The organism is Pseudomonas sp. zfem003 (genome assembly GCF_032621675.1).
Classification (GTDB): domain Bacteria; phylum Pseudomonadota; class Gammaproteobacteria; order Pseudomonadales; family Pseudomonadaceae; genus Metapseudomonas; species Metapseudomonas otitidis.
The window spans coordinates 138,961-165,867 of sequence record NZ_JAVYJG010000013.1 but is presented as its reverse complement, the minus strand read 5'-3'; the positions used below and the strand labels follow the sequence as shown (position 1 = coordinate 165,867).

27 protein-coding genes are annotated in these 26,907 nt (G+C 67.5%); 24 read left to right on the top strand and 3 right to left on the bottom strand.

Annotated elements, in window-relative coordinates:
• Positions 1–107: 107 nt before the first annotated feature.
• Together RTK35_RS27905 and RTK35_RS27900 are read right to left on the bottom strand one after the other, a co-directional pair.
• On the bottom strand, positions 108–2,252 hold the full coding sequence (locus RTK35_RS27905; protein WP_316909499.1) for a 3-hydroxyacyl-CoA dehydrogenase NAD-binding domain-containing protein: 2,145 nt from the start codon (positions 2,250–2,252) through the stop codon (positions 108–110).
• 15 nt (positions 2,253–2,267) lie between these two features.
• Positions 2,268–3,473: an acetyl-CoA C-acetyltransferase gene (locus RTK35_RS27900; RefSeq protein ID WP_074969409.1), complete on the bottom strand. Its 1,206-nt coding sequence runs from the start codon at positions 3,471–3,473 to the stop codon at positions 2,268–2,270.
• A 661-nt stretch (positions 3,474–4,134) separates the two neighbouring features.
• Between RTK35_RS27900 and RTK35_RS27895 the strand changes: the two genes are divergently transcribed.
• The 13 genes from RTK35_RS27895 to RTK35_RS27835 all read left to right on the top strand — a co-directional run bounded on the left by RTK35_RS27895 (position 4,135) and on the right by RTK35_RS27835 (position 15,941).
• Entirely contained in the window at positions 4,135–4,494 is a 360-nt protein-coding gene (locus RTK35_RS27895; RefSeq protein ID WP_044407931.1) for a rhodanese-like domain-containing protein, read from the top strand.
• The gene (locus tag RTK35_RS27890) at positions 4,494–5,288 is read left to right on the top strand and encodes a cytochrome c (RefSeq protein ID WP_074969407.1); all 795 of its coding nucleotides are present in this window, start codon (positions 4,494–4,496) and stop codon (positions 5,286–5,288) included. Before RTK35_RS27895 ends, RTK35_RS27890 begins: the two co-directional genes overlap by 1 nt.
• 90 nt (positions 5,289–5,378) lie before the next feature.
• A complete protein-coding gene (locus RTK35_RS27885; protein ID WP_074969405.1) occupies positions 5,379–5,822 on the top strand; it encodes a hypothetical protein in 444 nt (147 codons plus the stop codon).
• 25 nt (positions 5,823–5,847) lie between these two features.
• Positions 5,848–8,670, top strand: coding sequence for a DUF4132 domain-containing protein (locus RTK35_RS27880; RefSeq protein WP_316909498.1), 2,823 nt, complete (start codon positions 5,848–5,850; stop codon positions 8,668–8,670).
• Positions 8,667–8,933, top strand: a complete 267-nt coding sequence (locus RTK35_RS27875) for a hypothetical protein (protein WP_044407944.1) — start codon at positions 8,667–8,669, stop codon at positions 8,931–8,933. The genes RTK35_RS27880 and RTK35_RS27875 overlap by 4 nt, the downstream gene beginning before the upstream one ends.
• A gap of 254 nt (positions 8,934–9,187) precedes the next feature.
• Positions 9,188–9,787, top strand: a complete 600-nt coding sequence (locus RTK35_RS27870; protein ID WP_044407947.1) for an amino acid synthesis family protein — start codon at positions 9,188–9,190, stop codon at positions 9,785–9,787.
• A 26-nt stretch (positions 9,788–9,813) separates the two neighbouring features.
• Complete coding sequence (locus RTK35_RS27865) at positions 9,814–10,647, top strand: alpha/beta fold hydrolase (RefSeq protein WP_044407951.1); 834 nt, start codon at positions 9,814–9,816, stop codon at positions 10,645–10,647.
• Complete coding sequence (locus RTK35_RS27860) at positions 10,644–12,125, top strand: aldehyde dehydrogenase (protein WP_074969401.1); 1,482 nt, start codon at positions 10,644–10,646, stop codon at positions 12,123–12,125. The genes RTK35_RS27865 and RTK35_RS27860 overlap by 4 nt, the downstream gene beginning before the upstream one ends.
• Positions 12,126–12,135: 10 nt before the next feature.
• Complete coding sequence (locus RTK35_RS27855) at positions 12,136–12,621, top strand: flavin reductase family protein (protein ID WP_074969399.1); 486 nt, start codon at positions 12,136–12,138, stop codon at positions 12,619–12,621.
• 60 nt (positions 12,622–12,681) lie between these two features.
• Positions 12,682–14,133 (top strand): NAD-dependent succinate-semialdehyde dehydrogenase, encoded by a 1,452-nt coding sequence (locus RTK35_RS27850; protein WP_316909497.1) that lies wholly within the window; start codon positions 12,682–12,684, stop codon positions 14,131–14,133.
• 19 nt (positions 14,134–14,152) lie between these two features.
• Complete coding sequence (locus tag RTK35_RS27845) at positions 14,153–14,557, top strand: carboxymuconolactone decarboxylase family protein (protein WP_044407962.1); 405 nt, start codon at positions 14,153–14,155, stop codon at positions 14,555–14,557.
• 65 nt (positions 14,558–14,622) lie between these two features.
• A complete protein-coding gene (locus RTK35_RS27840; RefSeq protein ID WP_044407964.1) occupies positions 14,623–15,375 on the top strand; it encodes a GntR family transcriptional regulator in 753 nt (250 codons plus the stop codon).
• 2 nt (positions 15,376–15,377) lie between these two features.
• Positions 15,378–15,941 carry an NUDIX hydrolase gene (locus RTK35_RS27835; RefSeq protein WP_044407968.1) on the top strand — a complete coding sequence of 188 codons (564 nt, stop codon included), beginning with the start codon at positions 15,378–15,380 and terminating at the stop codon, positions 15,939–15,941.
• A gap of 54 nt (positions 15,942–15,995) precedes the next feature.
• On the opposite strand, the gene RTK35_RS27830 is transcribed toward RTK35_RS27835, so the two are convergent.
• The gene (locus RTK35_RS27830) at positions 15,996–16,289 is read right to left on the bottom strand and encodes a DUF1330 domain-containing protein (protein WP_316909496.1); all 294 of its coding nucleotides are present in this window, start codon (positions 16,287–16,289) and stop codon (positions 15,996–15,998) included.
• Between the two features lie 69 nt (positions 16,290–16,358).
• Here RTK35_RS27830 and ribBA point away from each other — a divergent pair, with 69 nt between their 5' ends.
• The 11 genes from ribBA (at position 16,359) to RTK35_RS27775 (ending at position 26,882) form a co-directional block, all read left to right on the top strand.
• Positions 16,359–17,468 (top strand): bifunctional 3,4-dihydroxy-2-butanone-4-phosphate synthase/GTP cyclohydrolase II, encoded by a 1,110-nt coding sequence (ribBA, locus tag RTK35_RS27825; RefSeq protein WP_160480983.1) that lies wholly within the window; start codon positions 16,359–16,361, stop codon positions 17,466–17,468.
• A gap of 273 nt (positions 17,469–17,741) precedes the next feature.
• A complete protein-coding gene (locus RTK35_RS27820; protein WP_044407977.1) occupies positions 17,742–18,767 on the top strand; it encodes an ABC transporter substrate-binding protein in 1,026 nt (341 codons plus the stop codon).
• Complete coding sequence (locus RTK35_RS27815) at positions 18,752–19,690, top strand: ABC transporter permease (RefSeq protein ID WP_410478716.1); 939 nt, start codon at positions 18,752–18,754, stop codon at positions 19,688–19,690. The genes RTK35_RS27820 and RTK35_RS27815 overlap by 16 nt, the downstream gene beginning before the upstream one ends.
• Before the next feature lie 6 nt (positions 19,691–19,696).
• Complete coding sequence (locus RTK35_RS27810) at positions 19,697–20,509, top strand: ABC transporter permease (RefSeq protein ID WP_316909495.1); 813 nt, start codon at positions 19,697–19,699, stop codon at positions 20,507–20,509.
• Positions 20,510–20,527: 18 nt separating this feature from the next.
• The gene (locus RTK35_RS27805; RefSeq protein ID WP_316909494.1) at positions 20,528–21,679 is read left to right on the top strand and encodes an ABC transporter ATP-binding protein; all 1,152 of its coding nucleotides are present in this window, start codon (positions 20,528–20,530) and stop codon (positions 21,677–21,679) included.
• Positions 21,680–21,959: 280 nt separating this feature from the next.
• Positions 21,960–22,982: an ABC transporter substrate-binding protein gene (locus tag RTK35_RS27800; RefSeq protein ID WP_316909493.1), complete on the top strand. Its 1,023-nt coding sequence runs from the start codon at positions 21,960–21,962 to the stop codon at positions 22,980–22,982.
• A gap of 426 nt (positions 22,983–23,408) precedes the next feature.
• Entirely contained in the window at positions 23,409–23,669 is a 261-nt protein-coding gene (locus tag RTK35_RS27795) for a hypothetical protein (RefSeq protein WP_316909492.1), read from the top strand.
• A gap of 5 nt (positions 23,670–23,674) precedes the next feature.
• Positions 23,675–24,583 carry a glutamate/aspartate ABC transporter substrate-binding protein gene (locus RTK35_RS27790; RefSeq protein WP_074969385.1) on the top strand — a complete coding sequence of 303 codons (909 nt, stop codon included), beginning with the start codon at positions 23,675–23,677 and terminating at the stop codon, positions 24,581–24,583.
• 156 nt (positions 24,584–24,739) lie between these two features.
• Complete coding sequence (locus RTK35_RS27785; protein WP_069565661.1) at positions 24,740–25,486, top strand: amino acid ABC transporter permease; 747 nt, start codon at positions 24,740–24,742, stop codon at positions 25,484–25,486.
• Entirely contained in the window at positions 25,483–26,151 is a 669-nt protein-coding gene (locus RTK35_RS27780; RefSeq protein WP_164707494.1) for an amino acid ABC transporter permease, read from the top strand. Before RTK35_RS27785 ends, RTK35_RS27780 begins: the two co-directional genes overlap by 4 nt.
• Entirely contained in the window at positions 26,148–26,882 is a 735-nt protein-coding gene (locus tag RTK35_RS27775; RefSeq protein WP_044412655.1) for an amino acid ABC transporter ATP-binding protein, read from the top strand. The genes RTK35_RS27780 and RTK35_RS27775 overlap by 4 nt, the downstream gene beginning before the upstream one ends.
• The last annotated feature ends 25 nt before the right edge of the window (positions 26,883–26,907 follow it).

Here is a 26,907-nt window from a genome sequence, read left to right as displayed (position 1 = left end):
TATAACGGCCGGCAGTCGCCCGAGCGCGTGCGGACAGCGCCCTGCAGGTCGCTATCCGCACGTTTTTCAGCAGGGTGCGGGCCTGTGGTGACAGACCCGCGCGTGGCTCAGAAGGTTTCCCCTTTCGCCGCCTTCTCCAGCAGCAGCGCCGGCGGCTCGAAGCGCTCGCCGTACTGCTCGGCCAGGTAGCGGGCACGGGCGACGAAGTCGTCCAGGCCGTACTGGTTGATGAACTGCAGCGCCCCGCCGGTCCAGGCGGCGAAGCCGATGCCGAAGATCGAGCCGATGTTGGCGTCGGCGGTGGACAGCAGCACGCCCTCCTCCACGCAGCGCACGGTCTCGATGGCCTGGATGAAGAGGATGCGGTCGCGCACGTCTTCCTGCGGGATCTGCCGGTCGGCCTTCTCGAAGCGCGCCTTCAGCTCCGGCCACAGGTGCTTCTTGCCGCCTGCCGGGTACTCGTAGAAGCCGCCGCCGGCCGCTTTGCCGGGGCGCTTGAACTCGTTGACCATCAGGTCGATCACGGCGAAGGCCGGGTGCTGCGGCATCGCCTTGCCTTCGGCCTTGAGGTCGGCGGCGGTCTGGTTGCGGATGTGGGTCATCAGGCTCATGGAGACCTCGTCGGAGATCGCCAGCGGGCCCACCGGCATGCCGGCCTTGCGGGTCTCGTTCTCGATCATCGCCGCCGACACGCCCTCGCCGAGCATGGCGATGCCTTCGTTGGTGAAGGTGCCGAACACCCGCGAGGTGAAGAAGCCCCGGCTGTCGTTGACCACGATGGGGGTCTTCTTGATCTGCAGCACGTAGTCGAAGCCACGGGCCAGGGTCTCGTCCGAGGTCTTCTCGCCCCGGATGATCTCCACCAGCGGCATCTTGTCGACCGGGCTGAAGAAGTGCAGGCCGATGAACTTCTCCGGCTTGGCCACGGCGGTGGCCAGCCCGGTGATGGGCAGCGTGGAGGTGTTGGAGGCGATCACCGCATCCGGCAGGGCCGCCGCCTCGGCGGCAGCGGTGACCTTGCCCTTCAGCTCGCGGTTCTCGAACACCGCCTCGATGATCAGGTCGCAGCCGTCGAAGTCGGTGTCATCCACGGTCGGCTTGATGCGGGCGAGGAAGGCGTCGCGCTTCTCCGCGCTCATGTGGCCACGGGCGACCTTCTTGTCCAGCAGGCCGGCGGAGTAGGCCTTGCCCTTCTCGGCGGCCTCGATGGACACGTCCTTGAGCACCACCTCGATGCCGGCGGCGGCGGAGACGTAGGCGATGCCCGCGCCCATCATGCCGGCGCCGAGCACGCCGACCTTCTTCGTTTCATGGCGGGCCGGACCCTTGGGCCGGGAGCTGCCGGCGTTGATCTCGTTCAGCTGGAACCAGAAGGTGCCGATCATGTTCTTCGCCACCTGGCCGGTGGTCAGCTCGGTGAAGTAGCGCGCCTCGATCAGCTGGGCGGTGTCGAAGTCCACCTGGGCGCCTTCGACGGCGGCGCACATGATCTTCTCCGGCGCCGGGAAGCAGCCCTTGGTCTTGTCCCGCAGCACGCTCGGGGCGATGGCCAGCATCTGCGCCACGGCCGGGGTCGACGGGGTGCCGCCGGGGATCTTGTAGCCCTTCACGTCCCAGGGCTGCACGGCCGTGGGGTTGGCGGCGATGAAGGCGCGGGCCTTGGCCAGCAGCTCGTCGCGGTCCTTGGCGATGTCGTGGATCAGGCCGGCCTTGAGGGCCTGGTCCGGGCGCACCTTCTTGCCTTCGGCGAGGTACGGCAGCGCCTTCTCGATACCCAGCAGGCGCACCATGCGCACCACGCCGCCGCCACCGGGCAGCAGGCCCAGGGTGACTTCCGGCAAGCCGAGCTGGACGTGGCTCTCGTCAAGGGCGATGCGGTGGTGACAGGCCAGGCAGATTTCCCAGCCGCCGCCCAGGGCCGCACCGTTGATGGCGGCGACCACGGGCTTGCCTAGGCTCTCCAGGCGGCGCAGCTGGCCCTTGATCTTGAGGATCATCTGGTAGAAGCCGTTGGCGTCGGCCTGGGTGACCTTGATCAGCTCGTTGAGGTCGCCGCCGGCGAAGAAGGTCTTCTTGGCGGAGGTGACGATGACCCCGGCGATGGAATCCTTCTCGGCTTCCAGGCGGTCCACGGTGGCGCCCATGGCCTCGCGGTACACCGCGTTCATGGTGTTGGCGCTCTGGCCGGGCATGTCGATGGTCAGGACGACGATATTGTCCGGGCCTTTTTCGTAACGGATGGCGTCAGTCATTTCTGTTCTCCGGCCTCAAACGCGCTCAATGATCGTTGCGATACCCATGCCGCCGCCGACACACAGGGTGGCGAGGCCGTAGCGCAGCTGGCGCTTCTCCAGCTCGTCGAGCAGGGTGCCGAGGATGGCGCAACCGGTGGCGCCCAGGGGGTGGCCCATGGCGATGGAACCGCCGTTGACGTTGACCTTCTCCTCCGGCACGCCCATGTCCTTCATGAACTTCATCACCACCGAGGCGAAGGCTTCGTTGACCTCGAACAGGTCGATGTCCGCCACCGACAGCCCGGCCTTGGCCAGGGCCTTGCGGGTGGCCGGCGCCGGGCCGGTGAGCATGATGGTCGGGTCGGTGCTGGTCACCGCCGTGGCGACGATGCGTGCGCGGGGCTTGAGGCCCAGTTCCTTGCCCTTGGCTGCGGAGCCGATGAGCATCGCGGCGGCGCCGTCGACGATGCCGGAACTGTTGCCCGGGGTGTGCACGTGGTGGATGCGTTCGACTTGGCTGTACTTGCGCAGCGCGGTGGCGTCGAAGCCCATCTGGCCCATCATCTCGAAGCTCGGCTTGAGCGCGCCGAGGCCTTCGAGGGTGGATTCGCCCCGGATGAACTCGTCGTGGTCCAGCAGCACGATGCCGTTCTGGTCGGTGACCGGCACCAGGGATTTGCTGAACGAGCCGTCGGCGCTGGCGCGGGCGGCCTTCTGCTGGGAGCGCAGGGCGAAGGCGTCCACGTCCTGGCGGCTGAAGCCTTCCAGGGTGGCGATCAGGTCGGCGCCGATGCCCTGGGGCACGAAGTTGGTGTGCAGGTTGGTTTCCGGGTCCATGGCCCAGGCGCCACCGTCAGAGCCCATGGGGATGCGCGACATGGATTCCACGCCGCCGGCCACCACCAGGTCCTCGAAACCGGAGCGCACCTTCATCGCGGCGAGGTTCACGGCCTCCAGGCCCGACGCGCAGAAGCGGTTGATCTGCTGGCCCGAGACGGTCTCGTCCCAGTCGGCCACCAGCGCGGCGGTCTTGGCGATGTCGGCGCCCTGGTCGCCCACCGGGGTCACGCAGCCGAGGACGATGTCGTCCACCTGGCTGGTATCCAACTTGTTGCGCGCCTCCAGGGCCCTGAGCAGCCCGGCGATCAGGTTGACCGGCTTGACGCTGTGCAGCGCCCCGTCCTTCTTGCCCTTGCCGCGGGGCGTGCGCACCGCGTCGTAGATAAATGCTTCGGTCATGGCGTTCTCTCTTGTCGTTAGGCAGACGGGCCGACCCGGGGCCGACCGCGGTGGGTCTACCTTAACGGCGACGCCCGCCGGCTCAATGACCGAACTGCTCAGCGCCATTGACCACGGCGCTCAGACGAACGGTCGGCTGACCCCGGGGTCAACGCGAGGCTCTGGCCCAAGGCTCGCCCCTGCCGCTATGGCAAAGCCGAGGGTAAAGGCCGGCGGCTTGATCCCAAGCGTTCTAAGCCGCCGGGCGGGCCGCACCTAGTGTTCAACGGGCAAGGGGCCGTTGCCGGGTCATGCCGGAGCGGTCGATCAGCAACGCCACGGGGCGCCAGCACCAGGCCAGGCCGTAAGGGCCCGACGCCGCGCCCCAACAAGAAGAAAGGCAGTTGGCCATGTTCAAACAGCCGAAGATGCGGCAGGCGAGCCTTATCGTCTTTGCCACCACGCTCATCCTGATCCTTCCCAATCTGACTCGCCTGGTCGGTTGACCACCGCCTGCCTGCGCTACGCCCCGCTCAATGCGGCGCAGCGCGGGCAAGGAGCGTCCGCACGCCATCAAAACGACATCCCCCACAGGGCTGGAACCCGCGTTCCAAAGCGGTCGGACAGCCTTTTTGGAGTGTGCTAGGGTCCAACCGGTCACTGTTTGGAAGGAACTGAACCCATGCGCTATCTGATCACCCCGCTCGCCCTCTCCCTCAGCCTCCACGCGGTCGCCGGCGACGTCGACCAGGCCGCCGCCCTGGAGGCCCTGAAGCAGGAGGGCGCCGTGCTTATCGATGTGCGTACGCCGGAGGAGATCCAGGAAGGTGCGCTCCCCGGTGCCCGCTACATCGGCTTCGAAGACATCGGCGAGCGCATCGCCGAGGTCGCCCCGGACAAGTCCACCCCCATCGTCCTGTACTGCCGCAGCGGCCGGCGCTCCGGCATCGCCCAGGACGACCTGCTCGCCCGGGGCTATACCAACGTGCAGAATGCCGGCGGCTACACCCGGCTCAAGCCCCTGTTGGAGAACGCCCCCTGATGCGCCACCTGCTCCTTGCCCTGCTGCTTGCCACCGGCCTGGCCCGCGCCGCCGACCTGACCCTGGAACTGCCCGGCGGTACCCGCACCCTGAGTACCGCCGAGCTGCTCGCCCATCCCCAGGCCCAGGAGGTGCGCATCCCCCAGGACGTCGCCTACAAGCGCGCCATGACCTACCGGGCCGTGCCCTTGGCGGCCCTGCTGCCCGGGGTGGCACCGGAGCAGCACCTGCAGGCCGTGGCGGCCGACGGCTTCGCCGCCGAACTCAGCGCCGCCCCGCTGCTGGCCCGCGAGGGCGCCCGCGCCTGGCTGGCCGTGGAAGACCCGGCCAAGCCCTGGCCGGGCCTGGCCAAGGACAAGCCCAGCGCCGGCCCCTTCTACCTGGTGTGGACCGCCCCCGAAGCCGGCGGCATCAGCCCCGAGCAATGGCCCTTCCAGGTGGTGAAGATCCGCGCCCTGGCCTCCGTCGCTGAGCGCTTCCCTGCGCTGCTGCCAGCCTCGGATGCCGGCGCCGACGTCCAGGCCGGCTTCGCCCTGTTCCAGAAGAACTGCCTGGCCTGCCACCGCCTCAACGGCGCCGGGGACGCCCAGTTCGGCCCCGACCTGAACCTGCCCTACAACCCCACCGAATACTTCGCCGAGGGCTTCCTGCAACGCTACATCCGCGACCCGCAGAGCCTGCGCCGCTGGCCGGAAGCGCGCATGCCGGCCTTCCCCGCCCAGGTCATCGATGACGCGCAGCTGGAACAACTGGTCGCCTACCTGCGCCACATGAGCGGCCGCAAGACGCCGTGACCGCCGCCACGAACCCGCGCAGCCGGCCTTTCCTGCCGGCCTCGCCAGCGCTACGCTCGCTCACCTGAATCGCCGGCCTGGAGGGCCAGCATGAGCACCGAGCTGCACGTCGAGAGCCTGGTCCTTCGCGGGGCCCGCAACGAAGCCTTCACCCCCGACCTCAACCTGCACCTGGCGGACTCCCGGCTCACCCTGGGCGAGCTGATCCGCCGGGTGGTGCTGCACCAGGTGGCCGAACGGACGGTCGCCGGCTGGCTGGACCGCCTCCAGGCCAGCCCCCCTGGCGACTACCTCAGCGACGACGAGATCCGCCGCCAGGCCGCGCGAGGCGCCATCAAGCCGCACGCCGAGCGCCCCGATGCCCCCCGGATCGACGCCGAAGCCGAAGTGCAGCGCGCCCTGGAGGGCTTTCGCCAGCGCCGCTACCGCATCCTTCTCGACGGCCAGATGCTCAACGACCTCGACCATTCCCTCGACCTGCCCGCCCAGGCCCGGCTCACCTTCCTGCGCCTGGTGCCCCTGGTCGGCGGCTGACCCCCAACACGAACGGACACCCCCCATGCAGCACTACCAAGCCGATGCCCATCAGCAGGCCCGCATCGCCCTGCTCGAAGCCTTCCTCGACCGCACCCTGGATGCCCTGCCCGAACGCGACGCGCTGCTGGCCGAAGACGGCCACCATCACCCGTTCTGGGATGAGGTGGACGGCCTGGCCCTGGCCAACGCCTTCCTCGCCGAAGCCGGCCCCGACGGCCAGCAGGCCCTGGTGGACGCCCTGGTCTTCCCGCGCAGCTTGGGCCACGACGAAACCGAACACCTCTACACCCGCCAACGCCTGCTGCAGATCACCAGCAGCGCCGGTGTCGCCGCCTACCCGAGCACCCGCAGCTTCCAGGCCCTGGAGCGGCGCGTGCGGCACATACTGGCCCACGCCTTCGAAGACAGCGACCACGCCCTCCGCCCTGGCTACGTGGCCCGCTATTACTGGCACGACCCCGCCAACGCCTGGACCACCCCCAACCTGGCAGACTGCCTGGAGCTGCTGGCCGAACACCCCGTCGACAATGCCTGGCTGGACGTTGCCCAGTGGCTGCTCAGCGGCGACTGGGACCGCCGCAACCCCCTCGAAGACGCCTATCACCCACGGCTGGCCGGGAGCTACCAGGGCAGGGCCGAGGACGCCATCCGGCGCTTCGCCGTGGGCCTGGCCGACGCCGGCCGCCTGGATGCCGCCCGGCACGAGCACGCCGTGCGCACCTGGGCCGAGAGCCTGTGCACCCTGCCGCCGCTCGCAGCAGGCGGCAGCCCAGGCGAACAACGGCTGGACGCGCTCAACGCCGACTTCGTCCAGCGCTCGTTGGCCCAACTGCCGGAAAGCGCCGAGCAGCTGTGCAGCCTGATCGGCGAGCGCGGCACCTCCACCGCCCACTGGTTGCTGGCCGGCGTGCGCGAGCTGGCACGCCTCGGCCTGGAGCCAGAAGCCCTCGAAAGGCACTACGAAAACCATCAGGGCCGCGTACTGACCGCCCTGCTCGACGTCGGCCACCTGGAAAAGGACGAAGAGGCCGCACTGGCCGAACAGCTCGCCGGCTTCCCCCGCGCCAGCCTGCTCACCGCCCTGCCCTTCAGCGGTGCAGCCAGCGAAGCGGTGCTGGACGCCCTCGGCTGGAGCGACCTGAAGCCCCTGCAGCGCCTCTACCTCGACCTGGCGCTGGCCGTCGACCACAGCGGGCACCTGGTGGAAGACCTGCAGAGCAGCGACGACCCGGAGCTGGGCGTGGTGGACCGCGACGCCCTGCAAGCCGCCCTGGACCAGGCCGACGCCGGGCACCTGGCCGACTACTTCACCGCGCTGGAAGGCACCCCCTGGGCCTTCCCCAACACCCGCCTGCTGCTGGACGCCTTCCGCGGCCTGGAGCGCAAGGCCCTGGAGAAGAAGCTGCAACGCCACGCCCAGGCCGCCCTGCGCGCCTACGGCCTGCTGCCCACAAGCGGCACGGACGAAACCCGCGAGCGCTACCTGGCCCTCAAGCGCTACCACCGCGAAGTCGAGCGCTACGGTGCCGAACGCCAGGCCAACTCCCAGGCCTCCATCCAGGCCGGCCTGGAGAACCTCGCCCGCACCGCCGGCTACGGCGACGCCACCCGCCTGGAATGGGCGATGGAAGCGGAGATCGCCGAACAGACCCCGGACCGCCTGCACCTGGACGGCTACGACCTGTGGCTGGAGTTGCAGGGCCTCAACCCGGTCATGGTCGCCAGCAAGGGCGGCAAGCGCCTGAAGTCGGTGCCCGCCGCCCTGCGCAAGCACGACGGCCACGCGGAGCTGAAGGCCCTGCAGGGCCGCATGAAGGACCAGATCCGCCGCTTCCGCCTGACCCTGGAAACCATGATGGCCCGGGGCGAAGCCCTGGAGCCGGCGCAACTGCGCCAGCTGCTGCGCATGCCGGCGGCGCGCCTGCTGCTGGACCACCTGGTACTGCGCGATGGCGACGGCCTGCTGGGCTGGCTGGACGGCGACGCCTTCGCCCTGCGCCCGCTGACCGGACCGGCGCGCCCCATCGAAGGCCCGCTGCTGATCGCCCACCCGCTGCACCTGTACCAGGCCGGCGCGCTCTCCGCCTGGCAGCAGGCCCTGGTGGCCCAGCGCCGGGTGCAGCCCTTCAAGCAGGTGTTCCGCGAGCTGTACCTGCTGACCCCGGCCGAACGGGAGAACGGCCTGAAGTCCATGCGCTTCGCCGGTCACGTGCTGCGCAGCGCCGTGGCCGCCCGCCTGCTGCGGGCCCGGGGCTGGACCACCCACGACGGCGAGGAGGTATTCCGCAACTGGGGCCAGGGCCTGTACGCCTTCGTCGACTTCCCCGATGCGCAGCGCTACCTGCCGCTGACCGAGACCATCACCCTGCAGGCCATCGAATTCGTCCGCGACCGCGCGCGCCTGCCCCTGGAGGAGGTCCCGCCGCTGGTGTTCTCCGAAACCCTGCGCGACGCCGACCTGATCGTCTCCGTGGCCTTCACCGGTGAGACCGGCACCCACGCCGGCAGCGCCGAGGTCATCCAGCGCCGCGCCGAACTGGTGCAGGCCCTGGTGGGCAACCTGGGGCTGGCCAACGTGCGCTGCGAGGGCCACCACGCCCACATCACCGGCAGCCGCGCGCGCTACCGGCTGCACCTGGGCAGCGGCGTCATCCATATCGAGCCGGGCAACTACCTGTGCATCGTCCCGGCCGGCAAGCCGGCAGATGACCTCTACCTGCCCTTCGCCGACAGCGACGCGCGCACCAGCGAGATCATCAGCAAGCTGTTCCTGCTGCTGGACGACGGCGCGATCGACGACCCGAGCATCCTCGAACAGATCCGCCGCAGCGAGGCGCCGGCATGAGCGCCACGCTGAACGAGCGGCTGGAGCAGGTGGAGGACGCCGCCAGCTTCCTCGCCTTCGTCCGCGCCCTGCGCGAAGACCGCCTGCGCGCCCTCGCCGCCCCGGAGACCGGCGCCTGGGCCCACGACACCATCGAGGACTTCCTCGACGGCGCCCTGGCCTGGGCCGACGACAGCGACTTCGGTGCCCGCCAGGGCCTGGCAGGCGCCAACCCCTGGCGCTGTGCCGCCACCTTTCTGCTGTGCGGCAGTCTTTACGAATAGCCGCTCTTCCATAGCGGGCTGACGCGTACCCGGCCGCGCCCGGGTACGCGCGCCCGTTGTCCCGCCTGTTAACCGGCCCTTCGGCAGCACGCCACGCCGGTCTCCTCCACCTTCCTGCAACCGTCTCGGCATGTGGCTACACGGCGCCGGCCATCTGCACCCCTTCAGAAAGTCACAGCTGATACTTGCACTGCTGATATTATGGTATACCATCATACGCACAGACACTTCCGCCCACCTGACTGGAGCCATTCATGAGTTTTGAAATCCGCAAGATCGTCAGCTACGTCGAAGAAACCTTCATCGAAGGCGGCAAGGCCGCCGAGAAGCCCGTGACCATGGCCGGGCTGGCTGTCGTGATCAAGAACCCCTGGCTGGGCCGCGGTTTCGTGGAAGACCTCAAGCCCGAGATCAAGGCCAACTGCTCCGACCTCGGCGCCCTGATGGTCGAGCGCCTGGTGGCCCTGGTCGGCGGTGCCGACAAGATCGAGGCCTACGGCAAGGCGGCCGTGGTCGGTGCAGACGGTGAGATCGAGCACGCCTCGGCGGTGATCCACACCCTGCGCTTCGGCAACCACTACCGCCAGGCGGTGGACGCCAAGAGCTACCTGAGCTTCACCAACAAGCGCGGTGGCCCCGGCACCTCCATCCAGATCCCGATGATGCACAAGGACGACGAAGGCCTGCGCTCCCACTACATCACCCTGGAAATGCAGATCGAGGACGCCCCGCGTGCCGACGAGATCATCGTCGTGCTCGGCGCCGCCGACGGTGGCCGCCTGCACCCGCGCATCGGCAACCGCTACATCGATCTGGAAGAGCTGGCTGCCGAGAAAGCCGAGCAGAACCGCTGATCCAACAAGAAGTGCAGGAGCGCTCCATGATTCGGCTCACCGCTGAACGTACCCCCGCCGGCACCAGCTACCTGGCGACCGGACAAGGCCAACCCGTGGTGCTGATCCACGGTGTGGGCCTCAACAAAGAAATGTGGGGCGGCCAGGTCGTCGGCCTGGCCACGCAGTACCGCGTGATCGCCTACGACATGCTGGGTCATGGCGACAGCCCACGCCCGGAGCCCGGCACCGAGCTGCTCGGTTACGCCGACCAGTTGCGCGAGTTGCTCGATCACCTGGGCCTGACCCAGGTCACGGTGATCGGCTTCTCCATGGGCGGGCTGGTGGCCCGCGCCTTCGCCCTGCACTACCCCCAGTACCTGCAGGGCCTGGTGGTGCTCAACAGCGTGTTCAACCGCACGCCGGAGCAGCGTGCCGGCGTCATCGCCCGCACTGCCCAGGCCGCCCAGCACGGGCCGGACGCCAACGCCGAGGCGGCGCTGTCGCGCTGGTTCAGCCGTGAGTACCAGGCTGCCAACCCGGCGCAGATCGCGGCGATCCGCCAGACCCTGGCGAGCAACGACCCGCAGGGCTACCTGACCACCTATGAGCTGTTCGCCACCCAGGACATGTACCGCGCCGACGACCTGGGCAACATCCGCGTGCCGACCCTGATCGCCACCGGCGAACTGGACCCGGGCTCGACGCCGGAGATGGCCGAGCAGCTCGCCCAGCGCATTCCCGGTGCGCGGGCCGCCGTACTGGCCGAACAACGGCATATGATGCCGGTCGAGTCGCCGCGCCTGGTCAACCAGCTGTTGCTGGACTTCCTGGCCACGGCACAGGCCCGACCCAATCCAATCAAGGGGATCGTTGCATGACACTCGCACGCTTCCAGATGTGCATCGGCGGGGCATGGGTCGACGCCCTGTCCGGCAAGACCTTCCAGAGCCTCAACCCGGCCCTGGCCGAACCCTGGGCCGAGCTGCCCGACGCGGACGAAGCCGACGTCGAGCGCGCCGTCCAGGCCGCCCAGGCCGCCTTCGAAGCGCCGGCCTGGCGCAGCCTCACCGCCACCGCGCGGGGCAAGCTGCTGCGCCGCCTGGGCGACCTGATCGCCGAGAACAAAGAGCACCTGGCCCAGCTGGAAAGCCGTGACAACGGCAAGCTGATCCGCGAGACCCGCGGCCAGGTCGGCTACCTGCCGGAGTTCTTCCACTACACCGCCGGCCTGGCGGACAAGCTGGAAGGCGGCACCCTGCCGATCGACAAGCCGGACATGTTCGCCTACACCGTGCACGAGCCGCTGGGCGTGGTGGCCGGGATCATTCCCTGGAACAGCCCGCTGTACCTGACGGCGATCAAGCTGGCCCCGGCCCTGGCCGCCGGCAACACCATCGTGCTCAAGCCGTCCGAGCACGCCTCGGCAACCATCCTCGAACTGGCGCGCCTGGCCCTCGAAGCCGGCTTCCCGGCGGGCGTGGTCAACGTGGTGACCGGCTACGGCCCGAGCACCGGCGCTGCTCTCACCCGCCACCCGCTGGTGCGCAAGATCGCCTTCACCGGCGGCGCCGCCACCGCCCGCCACGTGGTGCGCAGCAGCGCGGAGAACTTCGCCAAGCTGTCCCTGGAGCTGGGCGGCAAGTCGCCGAACATCATCTTCGCCGACGCCGACCTGGACAGCGCCATCAACGGCGCCGTGGCCGGCATCTACGCCGCCTCCGGGCAGAGCTGCGTGTCCGGCTCGCGCCTGCTGGTGCAGGACAGCATCTACGACGAATTCGTCAGCCGCCTGATCGAACGCGCCCAGCGCATCCGTATCGGCAACCCGCAGGACGACGCCAGCGAGATGGGCCCCATGGCCACCGCGCAGCAGCTCGCCGTGGTCGAGGGCCTGGTGGCCGACGCCCTGGCCGAGGGCGCACGCCTGCGCCTGGGCGGCAAGCGCCCGGCGCACCTGGAACAGGGCTGGTTCTACGAGCCGACGCTGTTCGAGTGCGACCGCAACTCGATGAAGATCATGCAGGAAGAGGTGTTCGGCCCGGTGGCCTCGGTGATCCGCTTCAAGGACGAGGCCGAAGCCCTGGCGATCGCCAACGACTCGCAGTTCGGCCTCGCCGCCGGCATCTGGACCCGCGACCTGGGCCGCGCCCATCGCCTGGCCCGGGACATCCGCTCGGGCATCGTCTGGGTCAACACCTACCGCGCGGTGTCCGCCATGGCGCCCATCGGCGGCTTCAAGAACAGCGGCTATGGCCGCGAGAGCGGCATCGAGTCGGTGATCGCCTACACCGAGCAGAAGACGGTGTGGATCAACCTGTCCCAGGCGCCGATGCCTGACCCCTTCGTGATGCGCTGAGAGGCACGCCATGATCGAACCCGGTATCTACAAAGACGTGATGAGCCGCTTCCCGTCGGGCGTGACCGTGGTCACCACCCTCGACGCGGACGGCCAGATCGTCGGCATCACCGCCAGCGCCTTCAGCGCCCTGTCGATCGACCCGGCCCTGGTGCTGTTCTGCCCCAACTACGCCTCCGACACCTACCCGGTGCTGCGGGACAGCAAGCGCTTCGCCATCCACCTGCTGGCCGCCGAGCAGACCACCGAGGCCTATGCCTTCGCCGGCAAGGGCAAGGACAAGGCCAAGGGCATCGACTGGCACCTGAGCGAGCTGGGCAACCCGCTGCTGGCCAAGGCCACGGCGATCATCGAGTGCGAGCTGTGGCGCGAGTACGACGGTGGCGACCACGCCATCATCGTCGGCGCGGTGAAGAACCTGATCCTGCCCGAGGAGCCGGTCATCCCGATGCTCTATCACAAGGGCAAGCTGGGTGCGGTGCCGCCCCTCGCCTGATCCCCTTTATGGGGCCGTGATCTGTCACCCCACGGCCTCTTTTTTCTTTCTGGAGTGGGCATGAACCCGACCGCTTCCCCCCTCTTCCGCCAGCAGGCCTACATCGACGGCCAGTGGCTGGACGCCGCCGACGGCGCGCGACAGGACATCTTCAACCCCGCCACCGGTGCCTGCATCGGCCAGGTGCCGAACCTCGGCGCCGCAGAGGCCCGGCAGGCCATCGCGGCCGCCGAACGCGCCTGGCCGGCCTGGCGCGCACTGACCGCCAAGGAGCGCAGTGCACGCCTGAAGCGTTGGCATGCGCTGATGATCGAGCACACCGAGCCCCTGGCGCAGATCCTCACCCTGGAACAGGGCAAGCCCCTGGCCGAGGCGCGCGGCGAGATCGTCTATGCCGCCAGCTTCATCGAGTGGTTCGCCGAGGAGGCCAAGCGCATCTACGGCGACACCATCCCCAGCCACAAGGGCGATGCACGCATCGTGGTGACCAAGGAGCCCATCGGCGTGGTCGCCGCCATCACCCCGTGGAACTTCCCCGCCGCGATGATCACCCGCAAGGCCGGCCCGGCCCTGGCCGCCGGCTGCCCGTGCATCGTCAAGCCGGCACCGGAGACGCCCTTCTCCGCCCTGGCCCTGGCGGCCCTGGCCAAGCAGGCGGGCATTCCGGCCGGGGTGTTCAACGTCATCACCGGCGACGCCGTGGCCATCGGCGGCGAGCTGACCGCCAGCCCGGCCGTGCGCAAGCTCTCCTTCACCGGCTCCACCGCCATCGGCAAGCTGCTGATGGCCCAGTGCGCGCCGACCCTGAAGAAGGTGTCCCTGGAGCTGGGCGGCAATGCGCCCTTCATCGTCTTCGACGACGCCGACCTGGAGCGCGCCGTGGAAGGCGCCCTGGTGGCCAAGTTCCGCAACGCCGGGCAGACCTGCGTGTGCGTCAACCGCTTCCTGGTGCAGGACGGCATCCACGATGCCTTCGTCGCCCGCCTGGCCGAGCGCGTGGCGCAACTGAAGGTCGGCAGCGGCTTCGACGAGGGCGTCACCCAGGGCCCGCTGATCAACGAGCGCGCCGTGGCCAAGGTGGAAGACCACGTGCGCGACGCCCTCGCCCAGGGCGCCCGCCTGCTCTGCGGCGGCGAGCGCCACCCGCTGGGCCACGGCTTCTACCCGCCCACGGTGCTGGCCGAGGTCAACACCGGCATGAAGGTGGCCCGCGAGGAAACCTTCGGCCCGCTGGCAGCGGTGTTCCGCTTCCATGACGAAGCCGAGGCCGTGCGCCTGGCCAATGACACCGAGTTCGGCCTCGCGGCCTACTGCTACACCCGCGACCTGGGCCGCGCCTGGCGCATGAGCGAGGCGCTGGAGTACGGGATGGTCGGCATCAACGAAGGGCTGATCTCCACCGAAGTCGCGCCGTTCGGCGGCATCAAGGCCTCGGGCCTGGGCCGCGAAGGCTCGCACTACGGCATCGAGGACTACCTGGAAATCAAATACACCCTCATGGGCGGCCTGTGAGCCGCCGGGAGCTGGACGCATGAGCAACGAGAAATACGAGAAGGGCCTGGAGATCCGCACCCGCGTGCTGGGCGAGGCCTACGTGAAGCGCTCCATCGAGAACGCCGACGACTTCACCCGCCCGCTGCAGGAGATGGTCACCGAGTACTGCTGGGGCCATGTCTGGGGCCGTGAGGGTTTGTCGCCCCAGGAACGCAGCATGATAAACTTGGCCATGATTTCGGCCCTGAACCGGCCGCACGAGCTCAAGCTGCACGTGCGGGGCGCCTTGCGCAACGGTCTGAGTCGTGAACAAATACGCGAAATCCTGCTTCAGGTCGGTATCTATTGCGGCGTTCCCGCAGCCGTGGACAGTTTCCGGCTCGCCCGGGAAGCCTTCGCCGAAGCCGACGCCGAAGCCTCCAGTCAAACCCCGGCTGTTTAGATGACGAGCACGATCACTGCGCATCGTGCTCGTTTCGCATGGACAGCCCATAAAGAGCGGACCCCATGAAACGCCTGCCACTCGACGACAGCTTCAAGGTCAATCGCAACCCCGTCACGCTCCGTGAAATCGTGCTGGACAAGCTGCGAAGCGCCATCATGAACTTCCAGCTCCTGCCCGGTGACCGCCTCGTGGAACGCGACCTCTGCGACCGCCTGGGCGTGAGCCGTACCTCGGTGCGCGAGGCCCTGCGCCACCTGGAATCCGAAGGGCTGGTGGAATTCGCCGATGCCAAGGGCCCGCGCGTGGCCATCATCACCCTGGAAGACGCCGTCGACATCTACGAGCTGCGCTGCGTGCTCGAAGGCCTGATCGTCCAGCTGTTCACCCTGCGGGCCAAGGCCAAGGACATCAAGGCGCTGGAAAAGGCCCTGGAAGAGAACCGCAAGGCCCTCAAGGACGGCGAGCTGCAACAGGTGCTCGACTCCGTCCAGGGCTTCTACGACGTGCTGCTGGAAGGCTCCGGCAACCACATCGCCGCCACCCAGCTGCGCCAGCTGCAGGCCCGCATCAGCTACCTGCGCGCCACCTCGGTGTCCCAGGAGAACCGTCGCGGCGCCAGCAACCAGGAGATGGAGCGCATCGTCGAGGCCATCAAGAGCGGCGACCCGCTGGCCGCCCACCAGGCCTCGGTGGACCACGTCCGCGCGGCCGCGAAGGTGGCGCTGGAGTACCTCAAGCGCAAGCAGGACGAGAGCGGCGACCTGCCCGAGATCACCGCCCCCATCGCCCTCAAAGAGCCGCGCATAGGCCGCTGAACATGAGTCGCCCGAACTTCTGCGCCCAGTGCGGCAGCCAGGACCTCGGCCTCCAGCGGCCGGCGGGCGACACCCATGAACGCCTGATGTGCCGCGCCTGCGGCTACATCCACTACGTCAACCCGAAGATCATCGCCGGCTGCATCATCGAGCGGGACGGCAAGTACCTGCTCTGCCAGCGCGCCATCCCGCCGCGCCCGGGCACCTGGACCCTGCCGGCGGGCTTCATGGAAGGCAACGAGACCACCGAGCAGGCGGCCCTGCGCGAGGTGTGGGAAGAGAGCGGCGTGCGCGCCGAGATCCTTTCGCCCTACTCCATCTTCAGCGTGCCGCGCATCAGCGAGGTCTACATCATCTTCCGCGCCATCGTCCTGGAAGACACCGGCCAGTACGGCCCGGAAACCCAGGACTGCCGCTTCTTCGCCCCCGACGAGATCCCCTGGGACGCCATCTACTACCCCGCGATCCGGCAGATCCTCGAACGCTATATCGAGGAACGCCAGGCGGGGGTCTACGGCATCTACATGGGCAACGACGACAGCGGCAAGGTGCACTTCATCCGCTAGCCGTCGTCACGGTGTCGCCCCTCAGGGGCGCGTGCGGAACGCAAGCCGCCCGGCTCAGGGCGCCATGCCCTCGACGATGATCACCTCGGCCCGTGCCACACCTTCGCGGTGGCGGCGGGCCGCCTGGTATTCCGGCGAGTGGTAGCAGGCCAGCGCCTGCTCGTAGGAGTCGAATTCGATCACCACGCTGCGCTGCGGCGTGTCACGCCCCTCCAGCGCCTCGCTGCGCCCGCCCCGAGCCAGGAAGCGCGCACCGTAGCGGGCGAATGCCGCCGGCGCGCGCTGGGTGTACTGGCTGTATTGATCGGCGTCCTCTACGTCTACATGAGCAATCCAGTAAGCCTTCATGATGACCTCTCGCGTTAATTCGTATTATGGTATACCACATTACGTCTTACACCCCACAGAGAGAAGCCCATGGCCTTCCACCCCATCGAAGAACTCATCGCCGATTACCGCCAGGGCAAGATGGTGCTGCTGGTGGATGACGAAGACCGCGAGAACGAAGGCGACCTGCTGCTGGCCGCCGAACGCTGCACCCCCGAGGCCATCAATTTCATGGCCCGGGAAGCCCGCGGCCTGATCTGCCTGACCCTGACCGACGAGCACTGCCAGCGCCTCGGCCTGGAGCAGATGGTGCCGAGCAACGGCAGCGCCTTCAGCACCGCCTTCACCGTCTCCATCGAAGCCGCCACCGGCGTCACCACCGGCATCTCCGCTGCCGACCGCGCCCGCACCGTGGCCGCTGCCGTGGCGGCGGACGCCGTGCCGGAAGACCTGGTGCAGCCCGGCCACATCTTCCCCCTGCGCGCCCGCGAAGGTGGCGTACTGACCCGTGCCGGCCACACCGAGGCCGGCTGCGACCTGGCGCGCCTGGCCGGCTTCAGCCCCGCCTCGGTGATCGTCGAAGTAATGAACGACGACGGCAGCATGGCCCGTCGCCCGGACCTGGAGCGCTTCGCCGAGAAGCACGGCATCAAGATCGGCACCATCGCCGACCTCATCCACTACCGCCTCAGCCATGAGCACACCGTGGCGCGCATCGGCGAGCGCGAGCTGCCCACCGTGCACGGCACCTTCCGCCTGTTCACCTACGAGGACCGCATCGAAGGCGGCGTGCACATGGCCATGGTGATGGGCGAGATCGACCGCAACCACCCCACCCTGGCCCGTGTCCACGTCATCGACCCGCTGCGCGACCTGGTCGGCGCCGAGTACCACGGCCCGGCCAACTGGACCCTCTGGGCCGCCCTGCAGCGCGTCGCCGAGGAAGGCCACGGCGTGGTGGTGGTGCTGGCCAACCACGAGTCCTCCCAGGCGCTGCTGGAGCGCGTACCGCAGCTCACCCTGCCACCGCGCCAGTACACCCGCTCGCAGTCACGCATCTATTCCGAGGTGGGCACCGGTGCCCAGATCCTCCAGGACCTGGGCGTGGGCAAGCTGCGCCACCTCGGCCCGCCGTTGAAATACGCCGGCCTGACCGGCTACGACCTGGAGGTGGTGGAAAGCATTCCCTTCACCGGCTGAAGTCGGCAGCGGGCCGCGCATCCCGTGGCCCGCCAACCCCCTCGGGAATCGCGCTTCAGCAGGACGACCGGCACGGCAAAGTGCTTGCACAAAGTTTGGAATACCATAATATGATATTCCGTAGACCGAACAGTTTCAGCCAGGCGAACCCGTCACGGACAGCGTGATAACAGGCCCCTGGCACGGTCGCCACACAGGCTCCGATGGACCCCACTGCTCCCGAAAAGCGGGCGTAGCAGCCCGCTCACAAACACAACAAATGAGGGCGTCACAATGGTGTTGAAAAAAGGTGTATCTGCCGCACTGATCGCCGGCCTGCTGGGAACCGCCAGCACCCTGGCCATGGCGGCCGAGAGCGTGAACTTCGTCAGCTGGGGCGGTACCACCCAGGATGCGCAGAAGCAGGCCTGGGCCGACCCGTTCAGCAAGGCCAGCGGCATCACCGTCGTGCAGGACGGCCCCACCGACTACGGCAAGCTGAAAGCCATGGTCGAGAGCGGCAACGTCCAGTGGGACGTGGTCGACGTGGAAGCCGACTTCGCCCTGCGTGCTGCCGCCGAAGGCCTGCTGGAGCCCCTGGACTTCACCCAGATCCAGCGCGACAAGATCGACCCCCGCTTCGTCTCCGACCACGGCGTCGGCTCCTTCTTCTTCTCCTTCGTGCTCGGCTACAACGAGGGCAAGCTCGGCGCCAACAAGCCGGTGGACTGGAGCGCCCTGTTCGACACCAAGACCTACCCCGGCAAGCGTGCCCTCTACAAATGGCCGAGCCCCGGCGTGCTCGAACTGGCCCTGCTGGCCGACGGCGTGCCCGCCGACAAGCTCTACCCGCTGGACCTGGACCGCGCCTTCAAGAAGCTCGACACCATCAAGAAGGACATCGTCTGGTGGGGCGGCGGCGCCCAGTCCCAGCAACTGCTGGCCTCCGGTGAAGCCACCCTCGGCCAGTTCTGGAACGGCCGCATCTACGCCCTCCAGGAAGACGGCGCCCCGGTGGGCGTGAGCTGGAAGCAGAACCTGGTCATGGCCGACTTCCTGGTCATCCCCAAGGGCGCCAAGAACAAGGACGCGGCCATGAAGTTCCTGGCCAACGCCAGCAGCGCCAAGGGCCAGGCCGACTTCTCCAACCTCACCGCCTACGCCCCGGTCAACGTCGACAGCGTCCAGCGCCTCGACTCCGTACTGGCCCCCAACCTGCCGACCGCCTACGCCAGCGACCAGGTCACCCTGGACTTCGCCTACTGGGCCAAGAACGGTCCGGCCATCGCCACACGGTGGAACGAATGGCTGGTCAAATGAAAATGACGGCGAGCATGCCCCGTCAGCCCACCACCGGTAGCGCAGCCCGCGCTACCGGTGGCGCGGCCGCCCACCAAGGCCCGAGCCTCGCACAACGCTGGAAGGGCTTCGGCAACCTCGGCCCGGCCCTGGTGTTCCTCGGCCTGTTCTTCCTCGCCCCGCTGATCGGCCTGCTGCTGCGCGGCGTGCTGGAGCCGGAGCCCGGCCTCGGCAACTACGCCCAGCTGTTCGCCAACTCGGCCTACTCCCGGGTGCTGATCAACACCTTCTCGGTGGCGGGCCTGGTGACCCTGTTCAGCCTGCTGCTGGGCTTCCCCCTGGCCTGGGCCATCACCCTGGTGCCACGCGGCTGGGGCCGCTGGATGCTGAACATCGTGCTGCTGTCGATGTGGACCAGCCTGCTGGCCCGCACCTACTCCTGGCTGGTGTTGCTGCAAGCCTCCGGGGTGATCAACAAGGTGTTGATGGCACTGGGCGTGATCGACCAGCCGCTGGAGATGGTGCACAACCTGACCGGCGTGGTGATCGGCATGACCTACATCATGATCCCGTTCATCGTCCTGCCCCTGCAGGCCACCATGCAGGCCATCGACCCGATGATCCTGCAGGCCGGCTCGGTCTGCGGCGCCAGCCCCTGGACCAACTTCTTCCGGGTGTTCCTGCCGCTGTGCCGTCCCGGCCTGTTCTCCGGCGGCCTGATGGTCTTCGTCATGTCCCTGGGCTACTACGTCACCCCGGCCCTGCTCGGCGGTGCGCAGAACATGATGCTCCCGGAATTCATCATCCAGCAGGTGCAGTCGTTCCTGAACTGGGGCCTGGCCAGTGCCGCCGCCGCGTTGCTGGTGCTGATCACCCTGGTGCTGTTCTACGTCTACCTGAAGCTCCAGCCGGAATCCCCGGTGGGTGCCAGCAACGCGAGGTAAGTCGACATGCTCCTGACCCCCTCCGCCATGAGCCTGCGCATGCGCCTGGGCCTCTACGGCGTCACCAGCGTGATCGCCCTGTTCCTGCTGCTGCCGATCCTGTTCATCGTCCTGCTGTCGTTCGGCTCGTCCCAGTGGCTGGTGTTCCCACCGCCGGGCTGGACGCTGAAGTGGTACGGCCAGTTCTTCTCCAACCCCGACTGGATGAACGCCGCCCTGGCCAGCCTCAAGGTCGCCGTGCTGACCACCGTCTGCGCCGTCGCCCTCGGCCTGCCGACCGCCTTCGCCCTGGTGCGCGGGCGCTTCCCCGGCCGCGAGATGCTCTACGGGCTGTTCACCCTGCCGATGATCGTGCCGCTGGTGATCATCGCCGTGGCCGTCTACGCGCTGTTCCTCAAGCTCGGCTTCACCGGCACCCTGTTCGCCTTCGTGGTGAGCCATGTGATCGTCGCCCTGCCCTTCACCATCATCTCCATCATCAACTCGCTGAAGCTGTTCGATCAGTCCATCGAGGATGCAGCGGTGATCTGCGGCGCCTCGCGCCTGCAGGCGGTGTTCAGGGTCACCTTCCCGGCGATCCGCCCCGGCATGGTCGCCGGCGCCCTGTTCGCCTTCCTGGTGTCCTGGGACGAAGTGGTGCTGAGCGTGATGATGGCCAGCCCGACCCTGCAGACCCTGCCCGTCAAGATGTGGACCACCCTCCGCCAGGACCTGACGCCCGTGATCGCCGTCGCTTCGACGCTGCTGATCGGCCTCTCCGTACTGGTCATGGTGATCGCCGCCGTACTGCGTCGGCGCAACGAGATTCGCGCCGCCTGAGGCGCCCAGGAGTACCCCATGAGTGCAGTCAAAGATCCCGCTCACCAGGCCGACAAGACCCTGGTCAGCCTGCGCAACCTGAACAAGCACTACGGCGACTTCACCGCCGTGGACAGCATCAACCTGGACATCAAGGACGGCGAGTTCCTCACCTTCCTCGGCTCCAGCGGCTCCGGCAAGAGCACCACCCTGTCCATGCTCGCCGGCTTCGAGACCCCGAGCAGCGGTGAAATCCTCGTCGACGACCAGTCCCTGGTGAACGTGCCGCCGCACAAGCGCGACATCGGCATGGTGTTCCAGCGCTACTCGCTGTTCCCGCACCTCTCGGTGCGCGACAACATCGGCTTCCCCCTGGACATCCGCAAGATGCCCCGCGCCGAGCGTGAACGCCGCGTCGACGCCATGCTCAAGCTGGTGCAGCTGGACACCTTCGCCCACCGCCGCCCCGCCCAGCTCTCCGGCGGCCAGCAGCAGCGTGTCGCCATCGCCCGTGCACTGGTCTACGAACCGCGCATCCTGCTGATGGACGAACCCCTCGGTGCCCTCGACAAGAAGCTGCGTGAAGACCTGCAGGACGAGCTGCGCCAGCTGCATCGCCGCCTCGGCATCACCATCGTCTACGTCACCCACGACCAGGAAGAGGCCATGCGCCTGTCCCAGCGCATCGCCATCTTCAGCCACGGCCGCATCGTCGGGCTGGGCAGCGGCTACGACCTCTACCAGAACCCGCCGAATGCCTTCGTCGCCTCCTTCCTCGGCAACTCCAACTTCCTGCGGCTCAAGGCCCGGGGCAACGCCGTGGCCAGCTTCGAGAACCAGCCGCTGGCCATCCGCCTCACCGCCAGCCTCACCCAGGACCAGGACGTGCTGCTGATGGTGCGCCCGGAGAAGGCCCAGGCCCTGAGCCTCCAGCAGGCCGAGCAGGAGCCCCTGGCCGCCGGCTGGAACCAGATCCGCGCCCGCGTCAGCGAAGTGCTGTTCCTCGGCGAAAGCCAGACCTGCAGCGTGGTCACCGACGGCGGCACCGCACTCACCGTCAAGGCGCTCTCCGCCGCCGGCATGCCGCTCAAGCCCGGCGATGCCGTGTGCGTGCGCTGGGCCACCGCCGATGCCTGCGTCTACACCGAGTGGAACGAAAGCGACCTGAACAAGGCCGCTGGCAGTCACTGAACACACCGGGGCGGCATGGCCGCCCCGGTCCGTTCCAGGCCCATCGTGGCCGCCAGGAACGGCGCGAAAAGTGCGCTCGGCGTCACCAATCGCGAACTGCTTCAATTGTCGGACAAAGAGGCTCCCGCGCCCCTTCTAGAGCCCTTCGCGGAGTGCGATAGTGGCGCCGGCCATCATGATCTCCCGGAAGAGATCCAGCCCCGGGTTCATCCTGGCCAGCCTTGCCTCCGCGCCCCTGGCGCCGCGAGTCGACCATGGAAACCCATCCTGGGACAGGATCATGAACAAGAAAAACACCGCACTGGCGCTCTCCCTCCTCCTGGCCGCCCTCCCCGGCCTCACCCCGCACAGCGCCGAACAGACGCTCACCTTCACCAGCTGGGGTGGCACCACCCAGGCCGCCCAGGAAGCCGCCTGGGCCAAGCCCTTCGAGCAGGAAACCGGCATCCGCGTGAACCAGGCCGGCCCCACCGACTACGACAAGCTGCGGCAGATGATCAAGGCCGGCGACGTCACCTGGGACGTGATCGACGTCGAGGCCGACCAGGCCCTGCGCCTGGGCCGCGAAGGCCTGCTGGAACCCCTGGACCTCAAGCAGATCGCCCAGCGCAACATCGACCCGCGCTTCGTCACCATCTACGGCGTGGGCTCGTTCTACTTCTCCTTCATCCTCGGCTACAACACCGAACGCCACGCCAAGGCCCCGCAGGGCTGGGCCAGCCTCTTCGATACCCAGGCCTACCCCGGCAAGCGTGCCCTCTACAAATGGCCGAGCCCCGGCGTGCTGGAAATGGCCCTGCTGGCCGACGGCGTACCCGCCGACAAGCTCTACCCGCTGGACCTGGACCGCGCCTTCAAGAAGCTCGACACCATCAAGCAGGACATCGTCTGGTGGGGTAACGGCGACGAATCGCAGAAGCTGCTCAGCTCCGGCCAGGCCAGCCTCGGCATGTTCTGGAACGGCCGCGTCACCGCCCTCAAGCGCTCCGGCTCACCGGTGGCCATCGGCTGGGAGCAGAACCTGGTGACCGGGGACTTCCTCGTCATCCCCCGTGGCGCCAAGCACCTCGACGCCGCCAAGCGCTTCCTCGGCTTCGCCACCGGCATCAAGCCGCAGGCCGACTTCGCCGTCGCCACCGGCTACACCCCGGTGAACCTGCAGAGCCTCCCGCAGATCCCCGCCGACCTCGCCGCCGACCTGCCCAGCGCCCACCGCGACGGCCAGATCACCCTCAACTTCAAATACTGGCGCGACCACGGCGAAACCATCGCCCAGCGCTGGAACGCCTGGCAGGCTCACTGACCCCCCTCCCCGCAGCCCGCCGTCAGGGCGGGCTGCGAGCGCCGCACTTCCGCTAGCTGCAACCCCGGCTTCTGATACAGCCCTCCCACAAGGTGAAGGTGCCTGGCTACCGCAGTCCCTCCTCCCTGCGATTAGCACGTCATGAGCGCACGCTGCGCTGCTGCCTGACTCCCAATGGCGGGGCGGGGCCAGTGCCCCTTCAGGAGGCCGAGCGGAATCGTCATGTAGGGGGCTGAGCGACATGGATGTCGCGAGAGCGCTGCCGGGCCAGGGATGGCCCGTCAGCGCGGGCCCCTGGAATGACGATGGAGGGAGGGGACCCGACGCAGTCGGGCCGGATGCAGGGGCGAGTTTTTTGGTTCCTTTTCAACGACTGGAAAAGGGACTCGCCCGGGAGGGCGAAACAGAAAACACCAGCAGAACTCGATGATCAGCTTGTTCTCGAAATGTGGCCCTGAAAACACCACCCTCTACGTTCGGATAACCGAACGCCTTTACCTCCAATATCCGAACCACCGAACAAAACCCTTCCGAGCCCAACCAGCCATCAAAATAAAAATCAATAAATTCAATTACTTACAAACAAATCCCAACACCATACAGATGGCACGCATCCTGCCATTACAGATCCCCGACGGCGCCGAAAACCGCATCGCGCCGATAAGAACAAACAAAGTCGAGGACTGAAACACATGCGTACCCTTCCCAAGGTTCTGGCCGCCGCCATCGCTGCGACCCTGATTTCCGCTCCCGCCATCGCCGACGAACTGACCGGCACCCTGAAGAAGATCAAGGACAGCGGCACCATCGTCCTCGGTCACCGTGACGCCTCCATCCCGTTCTCCTACCTCGGCACCGAGCCGGGCAAGCCCATCGGCTACTCCCATGACCTGCAACTGAAGGTCGTCGAAGCCGTGAAGAAGGAGCTGGCCCTGCCGGACCTGAAGGTCCGCTACAACCTGGTCACCTCCCAGACCCGCATCCCGCTGGTGCAGAACGGCACCGTGGACATCGAGTGCGGCTCCACCACCAACAACCTCGAGCGCCAGAAGCAGGTCGACTTCTCCGTCGGCATCTTCGAAGTCGGCACCCGTCTGCTGTCCAAGAAGACCGCCGGCATCAACGACTTCGCCGACCTCAAGGGCAAGAACGTGGTGACCACCGCCGGCACCACCTCCGAGCGCCTGCTCAAGTCCATGAATGCCGAGAAGCAGATGGGCATGAACATCATCTCCGCCAAGGACCACGGCGAGTCCTTCCTGATGCTCGAGTCCGGCCGCGCCGTCGCATTCATGATGGACGACGCCCTGCTCTACGGTGAGATGGCCAAGGCCAAGAAGCCCGACGACTGGGTCGTCACCGGCCAGCCGCAGTCCTACGAGATCTACGGCTGCATGGTTCGCAAGGGCGACGAAGCCTTCAAGAAGGTGGTCGACAAGGCCATCGCCGACGTCTTCGCCTCCGGCGAGATCAACGGCATCTACGACAAGTGGTTCACCCAGCCCATCCCGCCGAAGAACCTGAACCTGAACTTCCCCATGAGCGACGAGCTGAAGAAGCTGATCGCCACCCCCACCGACAAGTCGGCCGAAGAAATCTGACCTGTTGCGCCCGCCTCCCACAAGGAGGCGGGCCGGGCGTGAGGGCGAACGGGCGTACCACGCCGCCTTCGTCCCGTCCCCCTGCCAGCGGCAGGGGGCGCCCCCTTCCGCTGCCGTCAACCGCAGACCGACAAAGACCCTGAGGGGACCACCCTGATGAATTACAACTGGGACTGGGGCGTATTCTTCAAGTCCACCGGCATCGGCGATGAAATCTACCTGGACTGGTTCGTCACCGGCCTGGGCTGGACCATCGCCATCGCCCTGGTGGCCTGGATCGTCGCCTTGCTGCTGGGCTCGCTGCTCGGCGTGATGCGCACCGTGCCGAACCGCCTGGTGTCCGGCATTGCCACCACCTACGTGGAGATCTTCCGCAACGTACCGCTGCTGGTGCAGCTGTTCCTCTGGTACTTCCTGGTACCGGACCTTCTGCCCGAACCGCTGGAAATCTGGTTCAAGCAGGACCTCAACCCGGCCACCTCCGCCTACCTCAGCGTGGTCGTGTGCCTCGGCCTGTTCACCGCCGCCCGCGTCTGCGAGCAGGTGCGCACCGGCATCCAGGCCCTGCCCAAGGGCCAGCTCGGCGCCGCCCGTGCCCTGGGTTTCGGCCTGCCGGCCATCTACCGCTACGTGCTGCTGCCACAGGCCTTCCGCATCATCATTCCGCCGCTGACCAGCGAGTTCCTCAACATCTTCAAGAACTCTTCGGTGGCCTCGCTGATCGGCCTGATGGAGCTGCTGGCGCAGACCAAGCAGACCGCCGAGTTCTCCGCCAACCTGTTCGAAGCCTTCACCCTGGCCACCCTCATCTACTTCACCCTGAACATGAGCCTGATGCTGCTCATGCGTCTGGTGGAGCGGAAGGTCGCCGTGCCCGGCCTGATCGCCGTAGGGGGTAAATGATGGATTTCTCCGCGATCATCCCCGCCCTTCCCGGCCTCGCCGACGGGCTGCTGATGACCCTGCAGCTGATGGTGCTGGGCGTGCTGGGCGGCGTCGCCCTGGGCACCCTGCTGGCCCTGATGCGCCTGTCCCACAACCCGCTGCTGTCGAAGATCGCCGGGCTGTACGTGAACTACTTCCGCTCGATCCCGCTGCTGCTGGTGATCACCTGGTTCTACTTCGCGGTGCCCTTCATCCTGCGCTGGATCACCGGCGAGGACACCCCGGTCGGCGCGTTCACCTCGTGCCTGGTGGCCTTCATGATGTTCGAGGCCGCCTACTTCTGCGAGATCGTCCGTGCCGGCATCCAGGCCATCCCCAAGGGCCAGATGGGCGCGGCACAGGCCCTGGGCATGACCTACGGCCAGTGCATGCGCCTGATCATCCTGCCCCAGGCCTTCCGCAAGATGACCCCGCTGCTGCTGCAGCAGAGCATCATCCTGTTCCAGGACACCTCGCTGGTGTACACCGTCGGCCTGATGGACTTCCTCAATGCCGCCCGCTCCCGTGGCGACATCATCGGCCAGCCCCATGAGTTCCTCATCTTCGCCGGCCTGGTCTACTTCAGCATCAGCTTCATCGCCTCCCAGCTGGTCAAACTCCTGCAGAAAAGGTTAGCCGTATGATTTCCATCAAGAACGTCAACAAGTGGTACGGGGACTTCCAGGTGCTGACCGACTGCAGCACCGAGGTGAAGAAGGGCGAAGTGGTCGTGGTCTGCGGCCCGTCCGGCTCCGGCAAGTCCACCCTGATCAAGTGCGTCAACGCCCTGGAACCCTTCCAGAAGGGCGACATCATCGTCGACGGTACCTCCATCGCCGACAAGAACACCGACCTGCCCAAGCTGCGCTCCCGCGTCGGCATGGTGTTCCAGCACTTCGAGCTGTTCCCGCACCTGTCCATCACCGAGAACCTCACCATTGCCCAGGTCAAGGTCCTCGGCCGGGGCAAGGCCGAAGCGCTGGACAAGGGCCTCAAGCTGCTCGACCGCGTCGGCCTCAAGGCCCACGCCCACAAGCACCCCGGCCAGCTCTCCGGCGGCCAGCAGCAGCGCGTCGCCATCGCCCGCGCCCTGGCCATGGACCCGGTGGTGATGCTGTTCGACGAACCCACCTCCGCGCTGGACCCGGAGATGGTCAACGAAGTGCTCGACGTGATGGTCGAGCTGGCCCAGGAAGGCATGACCATGATGTGCGTGACCCACGAGATGGGCTTCGCCCGCAAGGTTGCCGACCGGGTCATCTTCATGGACCGCGGGCAGATCGTCGAAGACTGCGCCAAGGACGAGTTCTTCGGCGACGTCAGCCAGCGTTCCGACCGCGCCCAGCAGTTCCTCGCCAAGATCCTGCAACACTGACGCCTCACCGCCCCCGGCCTGCCGG